This window comes from Actinoplanes sp. NPDC023936, assembly GCF_040639325.1.
Lineage (GTDB): Bacteria > Actinomycetota > Actinomycetes > Mycobacteriales > Micromonosporaceae > Actinoplanes.
The window spans coordinates 90,499-107,287 of record NZ_JBEZZR010000004.1 but is presented as its reverse complement, the minus strand read 5'-3'; the positions used below and the strand labels follow the sequence as shown (position 1 = coordinate 107,287).

Annotated in this window: 10 protein-coding genes; 2 read left to right on the top strand and 8 right to left on the bottom strand. The window is 72.2% G+C overall.

Annotated features, from left to right (window positions below; genetic code table 11):
- Positions 1-41: 41 nt before the first annotated feature.
- The gene (gene hrpB, locus AB0F72_RS06715) at positions 42-2,612 is read left to right on the top strand and encodes an ATP-dependent helicase HrpB (protein WP_360426312.1); all 2,571 of its coding nucleotides are present in this window, start codon (positions 42-44) and stop codon (positions 2,610-2,612) included.
- A 351-nt stretch (positions 2,613-2,963) separates the two neighbouring features.
- On the opposite strand, the gene AB0F72_RS06710 is transcribed toward hrpB, so the two are convergent.
- From AB0F72_RS06710 to glgX, 8 genes are all read right to left on the bottom strand, one after another.
- Entirely contained in the window at positions 2,964-5,249 is a 2,286-nt protein-coding gene (locus AB0F72_RS06710; RefSeq protein WP_360426309.1) for a bifunctional diguanylate cyclase/phosphodiesterase, read from the bottom strand.
- A gap of 105 nt (positions 5,250-5,354) precedes the next feature.
- On the bottom strand, positions 5,355-6,077 hold the full coding sequence (locus AB0F72_RS06705) for a protein phosphatase 2C domain-containing protein (RefSeq protein ID WP_360426307.1): 723 nt from the start codon (positions 6,075-6,077) through the stop codon (positions 5,355-5,357).
- 81 nt (positions 6,078-6,158) lie between these two features.
- Entirely contained in the window at positions 6,159-7,193 is a 1,035-nt protein-coding gene (locus tag AB0F72_RS06700) for a hypothetical protein (protein WP_360426305.1), read from the bottom strand.
- Positions 7,190-8,338, bottom strand: a complete 1,149-nt coding sequence (locus AB0F72_RS06695) for a transporter substrate-binding domain-containing protein (RefSeq protein WP_360426303.1) — start codon at positions 8,336-8,338, stop codon at positions 7,190-7,192. Before AB0F72_RS06695 ends, AB0F72_RS06700 begins: the two co-directional genes overlap by 4 nt.
- Positions 8,339-8,362: 24 nt before the next feature.
- Positions 8,363-8,560, bottom strand: a complete 198-nt coding sequence (yidD, locus tag AB0F72_RS06690; RefSeq protein ID WP_360426300.1) for a membrane protein insertion efficiency factor YidD — start codon at positions 8,558-8,560, stop codon at positions 8,363-8,365.
- 38 nt (positions 8,561-8,598) lie between these two features.
- Positions 8,599-10,329 (bottom strand): malto-oligosyltrehalose trehalohydrolase, encoded by a 1,731-nt coding sequence (gene treZ, locus AB0F72_RS06685; protein ID WP_360426297.1) that lies wholly within the window; start codon positions 10,327-10,329, stop codon positions 8,599-8,601.
- Positions 10,326-12,641, bottom strand: coding sequence for a malto-oligosyltrehalose synthase (gene treY, locus AB0F72_RS06680; protein ID WP_360426294.1), 2,316 nt, complete (start codon positions 12,639-12,641; stop codon positions 10,326-10,328). Before treY ends, treZ begins: the two co-directional genes overlap by 4 nt.
- Positions 12,641-14,752 (bottom strand): glycogen debranching protein GlgX, encoded by a 2,112-nt coding sequence (glgX, locus tag AB0F72_RS06675; RefSeq protein ID WP_360426291.1) that lies wholly within the window; start codon positions 14,750-14,752, stop codon positions 12,641-12,643. The genes treY and glgX overlap by 1 nt, the downstream gene beginning before the upstream one ends.
- 208 nt (positions 14,753-14,960) lie before the next feature.
- On the opposite strand from glgX, the gene AB0F72_RS06670 reads away from it, so the two are divergent.
- The gene (locus AB0F72_RS06670; protein WP_360426288.1) at positions 14,961-16,787 is read left to right on the top strand and encodes a glycogen debranching enzyme N-terminal domain-containing protein; all 1,827 of its coding nucleotides are present in this window, start codon (positions 14,961-14,963) and stop codon (positions 16,785-16,787) included.
- Positions 16,788-16,789 lie beyond the last annotated feature (2 nt).

Here is a 16,789-nt window from a genome sequence, read left to right as displayed (position 1 = left end):
GAATTAACCGACAGACTGCCACGAAACAGAAACGGAACCTGGTGCTGATCCCCGCCTCGTCCCTGCCGGAGCTGCCGGTCCGGTCCGTGCTGCCCGAGGTGGCAGCCACCCTGAGCCGGAAGGGAGCGGCAGTGCTGGTGGCGCCCCCGGGCACCGGCAAGACCACGCTCGTACCCCTGGCGCTGGCCGACGGGAGTCTGAAAGTGATCGTGGCCGAGCCGCGCCGGGTGGCGGCCCGGGCGGCGGCCCGGCGGATGGCCGCGCTGATCGGCGAGCAGGTCGGCGGCCGGGTCGGTTACGCGGTCCGCGGCGACCGCCGGGTCTCCCGGGACACCGTGGTCGAGGTGGTCACGACAGGTCTGCTGGTCCGCCGCCTGCAGCACGATCCGGAACTCGCCGGCGTCGGCGCCGTGATGCTCGACGAATGCCACGAACGCCACCTCGACTCGGACCTGGCGCTCGCCTTCCTGGTCGAGATCCGGGCCGCGCTCCGGCCTGAGCTGCGCCTGCTGGCGACCTCGGCGACGGCCGACTCTGATCGGCTCGCGGCGGTGCTCGGACCGGCGCTCGGCGATCCCGCGCCGGTGCTCACCGCGCACGCCCGCAGTTACCCGGTCGAGGTGATCTGGGCGCCGCCGTCCGGTCCGGTCACCCCGCCGCTCGGCCTCCGCGTCGACCCGCGCCTGCTGGACCACGTCGCGGCCACCACCCGCCGCGCGCTGGCCGAGGGCGACGGCGACGTGCTGGTCTTCCTCCCCGGCGCCCGGGAGATCGAAACTGTCGCTTCCCGGCTGACCGGCATCGATGCCGAGGTGATCACGCTGCACGGTCGCCAGTCCGGTTCTGCCCAGGACGCCGCGCTGCGGGCCGGCCCGCGCCGCCGGGTCGTCCTGGCCACCGCGATCGCGGAGAGCAGCCTCACCGTGCCCGGCGTGCGCGCCGTCGTCGACGCCGGCCTGAGCCGGGTGCCGCGCATGGATCACTCCCGCGGCCTGGGCGCGCTGGCCACCGTGCCGGTCTCCCGGGCGAGCGCCGAGCAGCGCGCCGGGCGGGCCGGCCGCGAGGCGCCGGGCCGTGTCTACCGCTGCTGGTCCGCGGTGCTGCACGACCGTCTCCCGGCCCAGCCCGAGCCCGAGATCGCCGTCGCCGACCTGACCGGTTTTGCCCTCAACCTCGCGTGGTGGGGACATCCCGGCGGCACCGGTCTCGCGCTGCCCGACCCACCCCCGCCGGGCGCGCTGGCCGTCGCCACCGAGACGCTCCACGATCTGGGCGCCATCGACGCCGCCGGCACGATCACCACGCGCGGCCGCGCCCTCGCCGACGCCGGCCTGCACCCCCGCCTCGCCCGGGCCCTGCTCGACGGCGCCGGCCTGCTCGGCGGGGGCAGAGCCGGCGCGCGCCGGGCCGCCGAGATCGTCGCGGTCCTCGACGACAGCGCCTCCGCAGGCGGCGACGTGGTCACCCTCTGGCGGCGGGCGCGAGCCACGAACGACCCGGCCTTCCAGACCGAGGTACGGAGATTGACGGCATCCCTGAGCGCGAAAGAGGCCGGCTCGCCGTCACCGAGCGCAGGCACCGCCGATACCCCCTCGCCACCCGCCGCCGGACCGCACGCGCGGATCCCCGACGACCTCGCGGCGGGACTCGTCGTCGGCCTCGCTTACCCCGAACGTGTCGCGAAGGCTCGGGAACCGGGCGGAAACTCGTACCTCATGGTGGGCGGGACCGCCGCGGAGCTTGCCGGCGGCAGCCCGCTGATGGGCGCACCCTGGCTGGCCGTGGCCGCCGCGGAGCGCGCGGCCGGATCACGCACCGCCCGGATCCGCAGCGCCGCGCCCCTCGACGAGACCACCGCCCGCGAGGTGGCCGCCGCCCAGCTCACCGAAGCCACCGAGATCGGCTGGATCGACGGCGACGTGGTGGCCCGGCGGGTGCGGCGGCTCGGCGCGATCACCCTCACCAGCGTCCGGATCACCGACCCGCCTCCGGCCCAGCTGCACGACGCGCTGGTCACCGGCCTACGCGCCGAAGGCCTCGGCCTGCTCACCTGGACCCGGAACGCGACCGAACTGCGGAACCGCCTGGCGTTCGCGCACGCGGCCCTCGGCGATCCGTGGCCCGACGTCTCGGACGCCGCCCTGCTCGACAGCGCCGGCGAGTGGCTGCCGCTCGGCGCCGCCCGCCGCCGCGCCGAGCTGGCCCGGCTCGACGTCACGAGCGCCCTGCGCAGGCTGCTGCCCTGGTCGGTCGCGGGCCGCCTGGACGAGGTCGCCCCGGAACGGCTGCCCGTGCCGAGCGGCTCCCAGGTCCGCGTCGACTACTCCGATCCGGCCGCCCCGGTCCTGGCCGTCAAGGTGCAGGAGGCGTTCGGCTGGCAGGACGCCCCGATGTTGGCCGACGGCCGGATCCCGGTCCTGCTGCACCTGCTCTCCCCGGCCGGGCGGCCGGTGGCGGTCACCCGGGATCTGCGGTCGTTCTGGGCACAGGGCTATCCCCAGGTACGGGCCGAGATGCGTGGCCGTTACCCCCGCCACCCGTGGCCCGAGGACCCCACCTCAGCCACCCCGACCCGCCGGGCCAACCCCCGCGCCCGCCGCCCCCAGCCGTAGCCGGTCAAAGCCCGTGATCACATGCCTGACCGACGGCTCGCGCCCACCAGCCGTCGCGGACGCAGCCAAAACGGCCCAACAACCTGCCCGCACTACGGCTCGGGGTCGCCAGCCGTAGCCGACGCAGCTTCCAGGGGCGTCTTGGATGCGTGGACTACGGCTCGGGGACGCGAGCCGTAGCCCACACAGCTTCCGGGAGCGTTTTACCTGCATGAACTACGGCGCGGGGACGCGAGCCGTAGCCCACGCAGCTTCCCGGAACGCTTTGCCTGCGTGGGCTACGGCTCGGAGACACACGCCGTAGCCCGCGCAGCTAAGACGCGCCGATAGCCGGCGGCGGCAGCTGACCGGTCAGGGGTGGCGGCCCAGCGGCGCCGGCGGACCGAACAGGTAGCCCTGGCCCAGCGGACACCCCAGCTCCGCCATCCCCGCCGCCCTCTGCGCCGTCTCCAGCCCTTCGGCGACCACCGCTATCCCCAGCTCCCCGCAGATCGCCAGCACCGACCGGCACAGCGCCCCGCTCCGCTCCGGCGACGCGGCGACGTCGGTGAGCGTCGAGTCGAGCTTGACGATGTCGACCGGCATCGCGTGCAGCTGGGCGAGCGCGTTGTACCCGCTGCCGAAGTCGTCCAGCGCGACCCGTACCCCCAGATCGCGCAATGCCGAGAGCACCGACGCCGCCCGCGGCAGGTCCGGGATCCGCAGCGTCTCGGTGATCTCGACGACGAGGCGGGAGGCGGGCACGTCGTGGCGGGCCAGCGCGGCCGCCACCGCGTCGCGCAGGCCGTGCTGGCCGAGCCGGCCGGCGGAGACGTTCACGTGCAGGTCGATCGGGCGGCCGTAGCGCTCGGCGAGCCGGGCGGCGTCGGCGCACGCCTGGTCCAGCACGAAGTCGTCGATCGCGGCGACCAGCCCGGTGCGCTCGGCCATCGTGACGAAGACGTCCGGGTGCACCGGGCCGGCGACCGGGTCGGTCCAGCGGGCGAGGGCTTCGACGGCCACGGTCGCCGAGTCGGCGAGCCGCACGATGGGCTGGTAGTGGACCTCGAAGCCGGCCGCGGCGGGGCTGCCGCCCTCGGCGAGCGCACCGGCCAGCAGCTGCGGCAGGTCGGCGTGCGGCGTGGCGTCGCGCGGGCCGGTGTAGGTGACGAGGGCGCCCTTGCCGCGGCGTTTCACCGCGTACATGGCGGCGTCGGCGCGGCGCAGCAGGATGTCGGCGGAGAGCCGGTCGCCCGGTTCGGCCGCGACCAGGCCGACGCTCACGCCGACACCGACGGAACGGCCGTCGATCAGATAGGGCTCGCGCAGCGCGGCCAGCATGCGCTGCCCGATCGCTTCCGCTTCGGCGACCCAGACCGGGTACGGCAGCTCCGCCGTGGCCCGCCGCGCCGCGACCCGCCGTTCGAGGCCGTCGTGGACGCGCACCCCGGCGGCCGACAACACGTACCTGCGGGGCCGGAACCGGCTCCGGCGCCGCACCGGCGCCGGCGGCAGGAAGCCGTGGTCGAGCACCACCGCGAACTCGTCGCCGCCGAGCCGCGCCACCAGGTCCTGGGCTCGCACGCAGGACCGCATCCGCTCGCCGACCGCGGTGAGCACCCGGTCGCCCATGGCGTGCCCGAACGTGTCGTTGATCAGCTTGAAGTCGTCGAGGTCGGCGAAGAGCACCGCGACCGGCGCGCCCCGGCTCTGGTTCGCCTCGAGCGCCAGCGAGAGCCGTTCGGAGAAGAGCGCCCGGTTGGCGAGCCCGGTCAGCGGGTCGTGGAAGGCGAGGTGCTGGAGCCGCTGCTGGGTGTCGGCGATCCGGTCCAGCAGCACGGTGTTGTCCATGATCGTGAGCATCTGCCGGGTGACGACCAGGGCAAGACCGAGCCAGCCGAGGTACGCCTGGAACGGGGTCAGCGGTTCCCCGGAGATGGTCCGCGCCATCAGCACGACCCCGGCCACCAGCACCGGCCCGTACGGCAGGAGCAGGTGGAACCAGTCGTGCGCGAGAAGCGCCGCCGCGGGCCGGTCCGGCGCCGGGCGGGCCGGGCTGAGCGCCGCGAGCGCGATGAACACCGGCCCGAGCAGATGCCCGGCCGCCGCCAGCCACTCCGGGCCGGCGCCGAACAGCCGCAGCGTGTCGGCGGCGCCGAACGCGACGATCGCCGCCCCGATCAGCACCAGCGGCCGGCGCCCGGCCGGCGAGTCGGGCCGGGCGGTGAGCAGCAGCACGACCATGGTCAGGAGGACGAGGTCGGCGACCGGGTAGGCGGCCAGCCGGGGCTCGACGAGGGCGGGCGCAACCGACCAGAGCAGCGCCAGCACCGAGCCGGTGATCAGCACGCTGTCGATGACGAGCGCGAACTGGTCGCGGCGCGGCGAGGTGGGCACCGGCCGGGGCCGGGTGTACGCGACGGCCAGCAGACCGGCGAGCATGCAGGCCGGCAGCACCAGGAAGCCGATGTCGACGACCAGCGGGGGCGGATCGGTGACGATCCCGGCGAGCCGGGTCGCCGCCCAGATCAGCAGGCCACCGGCGGCGAGCAGCCGCCAGCGACGAGGGATGCCGGCCCGGCCGCGGGCCGCCGTCAGGCAGGTGACGGCGGCGATCAGCCCGACGATGAGCTGAACCAGGTCACCGAGAACGACCACGGCCGCCAATCACCACCAGATTTTCTCCGGCCGCGCCCGTTGTGTCGCGGCCGGAGTAAAATACCTGGTCGGCCTCCGGTCCGGTCCGGGGCTGCCGGACCAGGGTCAGTCCGCGGTCATCACGTCCGCGACGACGACCGTCACGTTGTCCGGCCCGCCGCCGCGCAGCGCGAGATCGATGAGCCGCTCCGAGCACGATTTCGGGTCGGGCACGGTGCGCAGCTCCTGCTCCAGCGTCGTGTCGCTGACCACACCGGTGAGGCCGTCGCTGCAGAGCAGCCACCGGTCGCCCGCCTGTGGTTCCACGATGACGTAGGCCGGGGTCACCGGCTCGCCCTGGAGCACCCGGGTGACGACGGCCCGGCGTGGGTGCCCGGCCGCCTCCTCGGGCTTGAGCAGGCCCTGGTCGATGAGCATCTGGACGTAGGTGTCGTCCTTGGTGAGCTGGTTGAGCCGGCCGTCGCGCAGCAGGTACGCCCGGGAGTCGCCGACGTGGGCCATCGCCGCGCGCTCACCGTTGAAGAGCACCGCCGTCAGCGTGGTGCCCATCCCCTGCAGCGAGGGATCGGCGGCCACCTGCTCGGCGATCCGGCCGTTCGCCACTTCGAGCGCGCGGTGCAGCGCGTCCATCTGGAGGTCGGTGGGGATCGGCGCGTCGAGCGCGACCATGGCTTCGATGGCGAGCCGGCTGGCGAGGTCGCCGGCGGCCATCCCGCCCATGCCGTCGCAAACCACGAGGAGGTGGTCACCGGCGTAGTGACAGTCCTCGTTGTTGCTCCGGACGTGTCCTTGGTCGGTGACGGCCGCCCACCGGAGTTGCAAGGTCATGGCGTGCAGCCTGCCAGGTCGATGCCGAGCTGTCTGCACGTGGTGGGCGGCATGTCGCACATGTCGTGGACCAAAATACACTCAGCTCGGATCAAGCGGGCGTCCGAGGCACCGCGGATCGACTTCGGTGACGGTGCGTGTCGGCGCGATCCACCGCAGTGCCGAGGCCTCGACCGGCCATCCCCGGACGGTCACTCCGCTGTACGACGGTGGCGCCGTGTCCGGGCAGAGCGTCTTCGACCGCACCTCCCCGTTCGGGATGAAGACGACCTCGCCGTCCGCCTCCAGCATCGTGGTGGAGGTGTCGTCCACCGAGATCAGCTGCCCGCGGACAACCGTGACGGGCTCGCCCTCGGGCTTCACCTCGACGGCGCTGTCCGGCAGCACCGGCGCCCGCAGGAACACCACGCCGACGACGAACGGCAGCGCGAACGCCGCGCCGATCGCCGGCCAGTAGGTGGCCATCCGCGCCCATTTCGCCGGGACCGGCCCGGTGAGCACCGGCCCGAACAGCGGCGGCAGGACCAGCAGGGCGGCCGTGGCCCACTCGCCGGCCGCCACCGCCTCGGCCACCCCGGGCCAGACGAACACCCAGACCAGCACAGCGGTGATCACCGGGACGCCGACGGTGATCCAGAGCATCAGCGGTCTCTCGCCCTGGACGCTCTGCACGGCGGTCAGCCCGAGGATCGCGACGACCAGCATCGCGAGCAGCGGCAGCAGCTGTGCCTGCCAGGTGAACGCGGCGATCATCGCGGCGATCCCGACGACCCAGCCGGGCATCCGCAGCGCGGCCACCGCGAGGTACGACGTGCCGGCCTGTCCGGGGACGCTGACCAGCAGGATCCCGCCGAGCACGCGGACCACCAGGATGGCCGCCGGGATGGTCCAGCTGAGCGTGATGAAGAGCGCGCCGAGCATGCCGAGCGGGTTGATGTACTGCACCAGCAGCAGCATGGTGGCCATGTCCTGCCGGCTCAGGTACCAGAGCCGGAGCACGAGCAGCAGCAGCGGGAAGCCGGGGAGGACGGCGAGCAGCCAGTTGAACTCGGCCCGGTACCGGGGCCGGGCGCCGAGCCGCTCCTTCGACACCGCGCCGGTGTGGATGTCGCTCATCCCAGCGGGTCCTCCCAGGGCAGGTGCCGCACGTCGGGCCGTTCGACGCGCGGCTGCTGCCCGTCGGCGATCGGGGTCTTCTTGTCCCGGTCGATCTCGGCCTGGAGGTTTTCCTGGAAGGCCCGTTCCCAGCGCGAGTCCTTCGGGTCGGCGTAGGAGCGGTACAGCGTCAGGTTGACCAGCTTCTCCAGCGCCGGGTTGTCGCCGACGTTGACGCCCCACCGCTCGATCGACTCCAGGCCCAGGTCCCAGTGCTGGTATTTCTCCGGGAACCGGTCCTTCCATCCGGCCAGGATCGCGGCATCGGTGCTGACCGCGTCGATCTTGCCGGCGTCCAGCTCGGCGAAGCACTCCCGCACCCGGTTCTTGCGCGACACGACGGCTTCGGCGTCCTGCAGGGCGTTCTGGCTGGTGGAGGTCGAGAGGGTGCAGACCCGCTGGTCCTTGAGGTCTTCCAGCGCGGACACCGGGTCATGGTCGTTCAGCGTGATCACCGACTGCTCGGTGAAGAGGTAGGGCGCGGAGAAGTGCACCCCCTCGCTCTTGCGCTTGTCGGTGACGCTGTAGCTGGCGATGACCAACTGGACCGCGACCCGGTTGCCTTTCGGGTCGGTCGCCTGCATCCGCGCCCGGTCCTCGCTCTCCAGGCCGTAGAACCGCACGTCAGCACGGCGAAAACCAAGATCTTCGGCGATCATGTAAGCGATCTCGATGTCGAACCCGGACCATTTGCCGCCGTCGGCCGGGTCGTAGTAGGCGACCCCGTACTGGTCGTCCTTCACGCCGATGTTCAGCGTGGTCCACTCGTCCACCCCGGCCTCGGCGCGCAGCTCCGCCACCGACGGCGGCCCGCCGACCAGCAGCCGGCTCATCGTCACGACGAGCACCAGCACCAGCAGCAGCCCGAGCCCGGCGAGCCGCCACGCCCGGAACCGGAGCTCCCAGTCGGCCACCGTGCGGAGCTCAACCTCCTCGATGGCCTCCTCGAAGATCTCCTGCTCGGCGATGTCCCGGGAAGCGATCTCCTCGACGGTGACGTCCGGGGGCGGGACGATCCGGCGGCGTAGCCACGGCAGATCCGGCGGCGCCCACTGCCGGAATCGCCGCCCCACCGGCTGGGTTTCACTGTCGTCCCGCTCGACCATGCGGGACATGGTGCTACACCGATGTCACGGAACGGGGTCCGAGGTACCGAACGGGACGAGCGGACCGCACCGGGCGATCCGGCGCAGCGCGAGCCGCGCCCCGGCCGCGAGACCGTGTTTCTCGATCGCGGCCAGGGCGTAGGCGCTGCAGGTGGGCGTGTACCGGCACCGGGTGCCGAGCCGCGGCGAGACGCGGCGGTACAGCATGATCGCGCGCGTCACGGCCCGTTCGGCAGGGCCTTCGTTCCCGGGGGTACGGGTCACCGCACGGCGACCACTGCGGCGCTCTCGGGCGGAAGCACGAGACGGTCGCGCTGGACGACGACGCCGGGTTCGGTGGCGAGCAGCACCGAGCGGGCCGGCGAGCGGACGCTGACGGTCTGCTCGACGCCGGCCAGGTTCGCGGCCACCACGTACGACCCGCGGCGGATCACCACGTGCTGGTCGCCGTGCCAGACCTCGACGTCGTGCAGCCACGGGTCGGTGAGGCCGGGGACCGTACGCCGCAGCTGGATCAGCCGCTTGTAGAGGTCCAGGATCTCGGCGTGGCCCGGTTTCTCCGGCTCCGACCAGTCCAGCTTGGAGCGCTCGAAGGTGGCCGGGTCCTGCGGGTCGGGCACCTCGGCCTCGGCCCAGCCGTGCCGGGCGAACTCCTTGCGCCGCCCGGTCTGCACGGCGGCGGCCAGTTCCGGCTCGGGGTGGCTGGTGAAGAACTGCCACGGGCTGCTCGCCGCCCACTCCTCGCCCATGAAGAGCATCGGCGTGAACGGCGACGTGAGCAGCAGGGTCGCGCCGACCTTGAGCAGGCCGGGCGAGAGCACGGCGGTGAGCCGGTCGCCGATCGCCCGGTTGCCGATCTGGTCGTGGTTCTGCAGGAACGCGACGAACCGGTGCCCGGGGACGCGCTGGCGATCCACCGGACGGCCGTGCCGGCGGCCGCGGAAGCTGGACCAGGTGCCGGCGTGGAAGAACGCGCCTTCCAGGACGGTACGCAGGCAGTCCAGCGACCCGAAGTCCCCGTAATAGCCTTGCCGTTCGCCGGTGAGCAGGGCGTGCAGGGCGTGGTGCACGTCGTCGTCCCACTGGGCGTGCAGCCCGTACCCGCCGCCCTCCCGCGGGGTGATCAGCTTGGCGTCGTTGAGGTCGGACTCGGCGATCAGCGTGAGCGGCCGGCGCACGTGCGCGGAGAGCGCCTCCACCTCGACCGCGAGCATCTCCAGCAGGTGCACGGCGCCCTCGTCGTGCAGCGCGTGCACGGCGTCCAGCCGCAGGCCGTCGACGTGGTAGTCGCGCAGCCACATCAGCACGCTGTCGGCGATGTAACGGCGGACGTCGTCGGAGTGCGGCCCGTCCAGGTTCAGCGAGTCGCCCCAGGTGTTGCTGCCGGCGGAGAGGTACGGCGCGAACATCGGCGCGTACGCCCCGCTCGGGCCGAAGTGGTTGTAGACCACGTCGAGCACCACGCCGAGTCCCTTGGCGTGCGCCGCGTCGACGAACCGCTTCAGGCCGTCCGGACCGCCGTAGGTCTCGTGCGGCGCGTACCAGCAGACGCCGTCGTAACCCCAGTTGTAGGTGCCGTTGAACGCGTTGACCGGCAGCAGCTCGACCAGGTCGACGCCGAGGTCGACCAGGTGGTCCAGCTTCTCGATCGCGGCGTCGAAGGTGCCCTCCGGCGTGAACGTGCCGATGTGCAGCTCGTAGAGGACCGAGCCGGGCAGCTGCCGGCCGGTCCAGGCCTGGTCGGTCCACGCGAACGCGGAGTGGTCGTAGACCCGGCTGAGACCGTGCACGCCCTCCGGCTGCCAGGGCGAGCGCGGGTCGGGCAGCGGCTTGTCCTGGTCGGGCAGCACGAATCCGTAGTCGGCGCCGGGGCCGGCCTCGGGGACGTCGAGCCGCCACCAGCCGCCGTCACCGGGCTCCATCTCGTGCGCACGGCCGTCGACGACGAGACGGACCGGTTTCTCCGGCGCCCAGACTTCGAAAATGGTCATTCCTTCACCAGGAGAGCGACGGGATAGGTGTGCAGAAGCTCGGCCACCGCCAGGCGATTGCCACCGTAACTGGTATTCGTGAACACTTCCGTCCAACTGTGTCCGTCGAGTGAAAGGGTCGTGTCGTGCCAGCCGCCGTGTCGTGACAATCCGACCGGCAGGCGGGTCGCCACGGCCACCACGCCGCCCCGGTCGAACGCGAGCACGTGCTCGCCGACCCGGCCGTCGGCGAAGACCGGCCGGTACCCGCTGAACAGTTCCGGCCGCTGCCGGCGCAGGCGCAGCACCCGGCTGGTGACGAGCAGTTTCGCGGCGCCGGTCTCGTCCACCGGCGGAAGCCACCCGTCGTCGATGCGGCCGAGCAGCTCACGGCGCTGCGCGAAGTCGACGGGCCGCCGGTTGTCCGGGTCGACCAGCGAGTAGTCCCAGAGCTCGGTGCCCTGGTAGACGTCCGGCACGCCGGGCATGGTGAGCTGCACCAGCTTCTGGCCGAGCGAGTTGGACCAGCCGGGCGGCGCGATCGACGCGGCGAAATCACTGATCTCCCGGTGCAGCGCCGGGTCGTCGTAGATCTTGTCGATCATCCCGCGCAGCGCCGTCTCGAACGCCTCGTCCGGGTGCTGCCATGTGGTCGCCGCACCGGACTCCCGGGCGGCCTTCACCGCGTACGCCTGCAATCGCTCCCGGGAGATCGGCCAGGCACCCACCGCGACCTGCCAGATCAGATGGGCCACCGAAGGGTCCGGAAGCGGAGCGACCCGGACCCACCGGCGCACCACCTCGGTCCAGTCGCCGGGCACCTCGGAGAGGACCGCGAGCCGGGCCCGGACGTCCTCGCCGCGTTTGGTGTCGTGGGTGGCGAGCGAGGTCATCGACTCGGGCCAGTTGTTCTGCCGGTCCTCGGCGGCCTCGTGGAACTCGTCGGCGGTGACACCGAACTTGGCCGGGTCGTTGCCGACCTCGTTGCGCGCCACGAAGCGCGTCCAGCGGTAGAACGCGGTGTCCTCGACGCCCTTGGCCATCACCGCGCCGGTGAACTGCTGGAAGCGGATCGCCAGTTCGTCGCCGGGGTTGCGCAGCCGGGCGGTGAGCTGGTCCAGCACGCCGATCAGGTGCGGGTTGCGGCGGCCCGCCTCGGACCGGGCCTGCGCCAGGTGGCGGCTGCCGTCCGGCAGGTAGGAACGGTAGACCGGGAAACAGGCGGCCAGCTCGGCCAGGGCTCGCGGCGCGTTCTCGACCTCGGGCACGAGCCGGGCCAGGCGGGCCAGCTCGGCGGCGAGCAGCGTGGTGGCGACCGTGTACTTGGTCTTGTGCACCAGGTCCTGCCAGGACGTCGTGGTCCCGGTCAGGTGATGGTCGAGGGTGTCGAAGAACGCCTCGGTTCCGGTGTCGACGAAGACGCCGTTCACCTCGGCCATCGCGTCGTACCCGGTGGTGCCGGCGATCGGCCAGGCCGGCAGCTTCTCCCCCGGCTCCAGGATCTTCTCGACCACCAGCCAGGCGTCCGGCGCCGCGTCCCGCAGCCGGGCCAGGTACCCGGCGGGGTCGCGCAGGCCGTCCGGATGGTCGACCCGGATGCCCTGGATCATGCCTTCGCGGTACCAGCGCAGGATCTCCGCGTGGGTGGCGTCGAAGACCTCCGGGTCCTCGACCCGCAGCGCGGCCAGCTCGACGATCGCGAAGAACCGGCGGTAGTTGATCTCGCTGTCCCCGCGGGTCCAGTTGACCAGCTCGTAGTGCTGCCGGTCGTGCACCTCCCGGGGCGTGCCGTCGCCGGTGCCGTCGGCGATCGGGTAACGCTTGTCGAAGTAGCGGAGCTCCCCGTCGGCGATCTGGAGATCGTCCAGCGCGTCGTCCGAGTCGGCGAGGACCGGGATGAGCAGCCGGCCACGCGACCAGTCGATGTCGTAGAAACCGGCGAACGGGGATTTTTGCCCGTTCTTGAGGACGTCCCACCACGTCGGGTTGGCTGCGGCGACGGCCACGCCCGCGTGGTTCGGGACGATGTCGGCGACCAGGCCGAGCCCCGCCTCCTGCAACGCCCGATGCAGGGCGCTCAGCCCGTCGGCGCCACCCACCGCCGGGTTGACCTGCGAGTGGTCCGCCACGTCGTAACCGTGCTCGGAATCGGGCGCCGAGGTGAGCAGCGGCGCCGAGTAGAGGTGGCTCACCCCGAGATCGGCGAGGTAGTCGGCGATCTCGGCGGTGGCGGACAGTGGGAAGTCGGGACGGACCTGAACGCGGTAGGTGCTGCTGGGAGCAGAGCCTTCAGTCCGGTCTCGGGCGGTGGCGGGGTGGTTGGACTGGGGCATTACACCGTCCTGTCGAGCACGATGAGCGAACGGTCCGGTACCCAGATGCTGTGTCCGGCCTCGACGACGGACGGGTGATCAGGGTCCGGTTCGGCGGTTTCGATGACCTTCTCCCACTTCTCCCCGTACTCAGCGGGAGGCGTGGTGAACTCGAGCGGCGCGTCGTGCGCGTTGAAGAAGAGCAGGAACGAGCTGTCCACGTGACGCTGGCCGTACTGCCCGCGCTCCCGGATGCCCTCGCCGTTGACGAAGAGCGCGACCGCCCGGCCGAAGTCGTTGCCCCAGTCGTCGCCGGCCATCTGCCGGCCGTCCGGGGTGAACCACTCCAGGTCGGGCAGCGGGTCCCCGCCGCCGCGCGCGGTCACCGGCAGGCCGGTGAAGAACCGGCGGCGCTGGAACACCTGGTGCCGGTGGCGGAACGCGGTCAGCTTACGGGCGAACTCGAGCAGCCGCTCGTCGGCGTTCTCCCAGTCGATCCAGCTGATCTCGTCGTCCTGGCAGTACGCGTTGTTGTTGCCCTGCTGGGTGCGGCCCAGCTCGTCGCCGTGCGAGATCATCGGGACGCCCTGGCTGAGCATCAGCGTGGCCAGGAAGTTACGCCGCTGCCGGGCCCGCAGCTGGAGCACCTTCTCGTCGTCGGTGGGCCCCTCGATGCCGCAGTTCCAGGACCGGTTGTGGCTCTCGCCGTCCCGGTTCTCCTCGCCGTTGGCCTCGTTGTGCTTGTCGTTGTAGGTGACCAGGTCGTTGAGCGTGAACCCGTCGTGCGCGGTCACGAAGTTGATCGAGTGGAAGGGCTTGCGGCCGTCGTCCTGGTAGAGGTCGGCCGACCCGGTGATCCGGCTGGCGAACTCGGCGAGGGTGGCCGGCTCGCCGCGCCAGAAGTCGCGCACGGTGTCCCGGTACTTGCCGTTCCACTCGGTCCAGTTCGGCGGGAAGTTGCCGACCTGGTAGCCGCCCGGCCCGACGTCCCACGGCTCGGCGATCAGCTTCACCTGGCCGACGATCGGGTCCTGCTGCACCACCTCAAAGAACGTGGAGAGCCGGTCCACGTCGTAGAACTCGCGGGCCAGGGTGGAGGCGAGGTCGAAGCGGAAGCCGTCGACGTGCATCTCGGTGACCCAGTACCGCAGCGAGTCCATGATCAGCTGGAGGCTCTGCGGGCTGCGGACGTTCAGGCTGTTCCCGGTGCCGGTGTAATCCATGTAGAACTGCGGCTGGTCGTCGACGAGCCGGTAGTACGTCCGGTTGTCGATGCCCTTCAGCGAGAGCGTCGGTCCCAGGTGGTTGCCCTCGGCCGTGTGGTTGTAGACCACGTCGAGGATGACCTCCATGCCGGCCGCGTGCAGGGCCTTCACCATGCCGCGGAACTCCTGGGTCTGCTGGCCGAGGGTGCCGGTCGAGGAGTACCCGTGGTACGGCGCGAAGAAGCTCAGCGTGTTGTAACCCCAGTAGTTGCGCAGCCCCAGGTCGTCCAGGCGGTTGTCGTGGACGAACTGGTGCACCGGCATCAGCTCGACAGCCGTCACGCCGAGGCCCTTGAGGTGCTCGATGATCGCCGGATGCCCTATCGCCGAGTACGAGCCCCGCATGTCCTTCGGGATCTCCGGATGCCGCTGGGTCAGGCCCTTCACGTGCGTCTCGTAGATCACCGAGTGGTGGTACGGGATGTCCGGCCGCCGGTCGTTGCCCCAGTCGAAGTAGGGGTTCACCACGACGCCCTTCGGCATGTACGCCGCCGAGTCCAGATCCGACATCTGATCCGGGTTCGCGAAGTCGTACGCGTACATCGCCGGATGCCACTCGATGTCCGAGTCGACGGCCCGCGCGTACGGGTCGAGCAGCAGCTTGTGCGGGTTGCACCGCAGACCCCGGTGCGGCTCGTACGGCCCGTACACCCGGTAGCCGTACCGCTGCCCCGGCTCGACGCCCGGCAGGTACGCGTGCCAGACGAACGCGTCCTGCTCGTGCAGCTGAACCTTGCGCTCGTTGCCCGAGGCGTCGAAGAGGCAGAGTTCCACTGCCTCGGCCACCTCTGAGAAGATCGCGAAGTTCGTGCCCGTCCCGTCGTAAGTGGCACCCAGTGGATACCGGTGACCAGGCCAGACCTGCATATTCGTTGCTCCTACCCCTCGGTCATCTTCTCGCGCACGACCGGCGCCGGCTGCTATGCCCACCAACCGGTGGAGCTAACCCTGGCCGGCCGCGTCTTGCCGCAATTGTTCCGGAAGTCACTGCTACGGTCGGCCCGAATGTCCGGTTGGCCGGTGTGATCTCCCCGTCCGGGGGTTTGATGTGTGCAAAATTGAGAATTGTGGCGACGTGCCGCAGAACGATCATTTCAGCTTCGGGCCGCAGGTGTGCGGCGCGCTCACCCCGGACGCCGGCGCAGGCCGGGAATGGCTGGTGACCGACGGCCTCGGCGGTTACGCCTGCGGCACCGTCAGCGGCCTGCGCACCCGCCGCCACCACTCCCTGCTGACCGTGACTGATCACTCCGGCGCACGTCACTCCGGCACACGATGGACGGCCCTCGCCTCGCTCGATCTCACCGTCACCCTCCCGTCCGGCGCCAAGGTCGCGCTGCACACCCACGAGTGGGAGTCCGGCGCGGTCGTGCCCGGCGGGCACCGCTACCTGGAGACCTTCACGCTCGACCGCGGGCTGCCGCGCTGGCGGTGGCGGATCGGCGACGTGGTGATCGAGCGCGAGCTGGCCCTGCGGCACGGGCACGCCTCGCTCGCGGTCGTGCACCGGGTGGTGTCGGCGCCCGGCCCGGTCGGCCTGGCCGCCGCCGCGATGTGCACGTGGCGCGACGCGGACGGCACCCGGCACGCCGCTGGTCCCCCGCCCGGCACGACGCCGGCCGCCGGTGGAGTGATCGTCGCGGACGCCTACCGGCTGGCCGGCCCGGGCTGGCAGCCGGCCGGCATCTGGCACCACGGCGTGCGGACCCGCCACGACGGCGCCACCGAGGACCTGTGGCTGGCCGGGACGTTCTTCGCCCAGGTCGGGCCGGGCGACACCATGGACGTCTCGGCGTGGGCGGGCACCCTCTCGGACCAGCCGCCACCCCCGCCGGTGGTCATCGCGGCGGAGCGCGAGCGCGCTCATCGCCTGGTCACTGCCGCCAAGGCAGAGGGGTACGGGGAAACCCTCGCGCTCGCCGCCGACCGGTTCGTGATCCGCGCCCCGGACGGGCCGGACGTCATCGCCGGCTACCCGTGGCACGGCAGCCGCCTGAGCGACACGATGATCGCCTACGAGGGCCTGTTCCTCGACACCGGCCGCGCCGAGGAGGGCCGGGAGCTGCTGATCGCCCGGACCCGGACCGCCGGCGACGAGCCCGCCGCCCCGGACGCGCCGCTCTGGCTGGTGCACGCGGTGGACCGGCACGTGACCCGGACCGGGGACAGCGACCTGGCCGCCGAGCTCGCCGCGCCGCTCGGCCGGCTGCTGCGGCAGCGGCTGAACGGGTCCGGGCCGCTCGCCGTCGACCCGTCCGACGGCCTGCTCCGGACCGCCGCCGGCAAACCCGTCGACCTCAACGCCCTCTGGGTGAACGCGCTCGCCGCGATGGGCGACCTGCTCACCGACGGCGGCTACGACGACGGCGAGCCCCGCGCCCGGCACGCCCGGGCCCGCACCTCGTTCCTGGCCGCCTTCCCGGCGCCGGAGGGCTGGCTGTACGACCTGGTCGAGGGCCCGGCCGCGACCTATCCGCTCGGCGCCGGCGCGCACCACGACGACCCGTCGCTGCGGCCCGGCCAGCTGCTCGCCTGGTCGCTGCCGCACGCGCCGATGCGGGGCCGCGACGACGCCGCGGTCCGTACCGTCGCGGAGACCCTGCTCACCCCGCTCGGCCTGCGCACCCTCGCCGAGAACGAGTACGGGTACCAGCCCCGGCAGGACGGCGGCCGGGACGGGACGGTCCGGCCCTGGCTGATCGGCCCGTACGCGGACGCCTGCGCCGCCACCGGCCGGCCGGCCGACGGTCTGCTCACCGGCCTGGAGGCGCATCTGAGCGAATGGGGTGTCGGCTCGGTCAGCGAGAGCGCGGACGGCGAACCGCCGCACCGGGCCACCGGCTGTCCGTTCGCGGCGACGGCTGTCGCCGAGGTGCTACGGGTGAGAAGAGGCCTGGCGTGAAG

Excerpts from the sequence above, each read along its gene's own strand:
- AB0F72_RS06705 (WP_360426307.1), bottom strand. The coding sequence starts at position 6,077 with ATGACCTTGCAACTCCGGTGGGCGGCCGTCACCGACCAAGGACACGTC.
- AB0F72_RS06700 (WP_360426305.1), bottom strand. The coding sequence starts at position 7,193 with ATGAGCGACATCCACACCGGCGCGGTGTCGAAGGAGCGGCTCGGCGCC.
- AB0F72_RS06695 (WP_360426303.1), bottom strand. The coding sequence starts at position 8,338 with ATGGTCGAGCGGGACGACAGTGAAACCCAGCCGGTGGGGCGGCGATTC.
- treZ (WP_360426297.1), bottom strand. The coding sequence starts at position 10,329 with ATGACCATTTTCGAAGTCTGGGCGCCGGAGAAACCGGTCCGTCTCGTC.
- treY (WP_360426294.1), bottom strand. The coding sequence starts at position 12,641 with ATGCCCCAGTCCAACCACCCCGCCACCGCCCGAGACCGGACTGAAGGC.
- glgX (WP_360426291.1), bottom strand. The coding sequence starts at position 14,752 with ATGCAGGTCTGGCCTGGTCACCGGTATCCACTGGGTGCCACTTACGAC.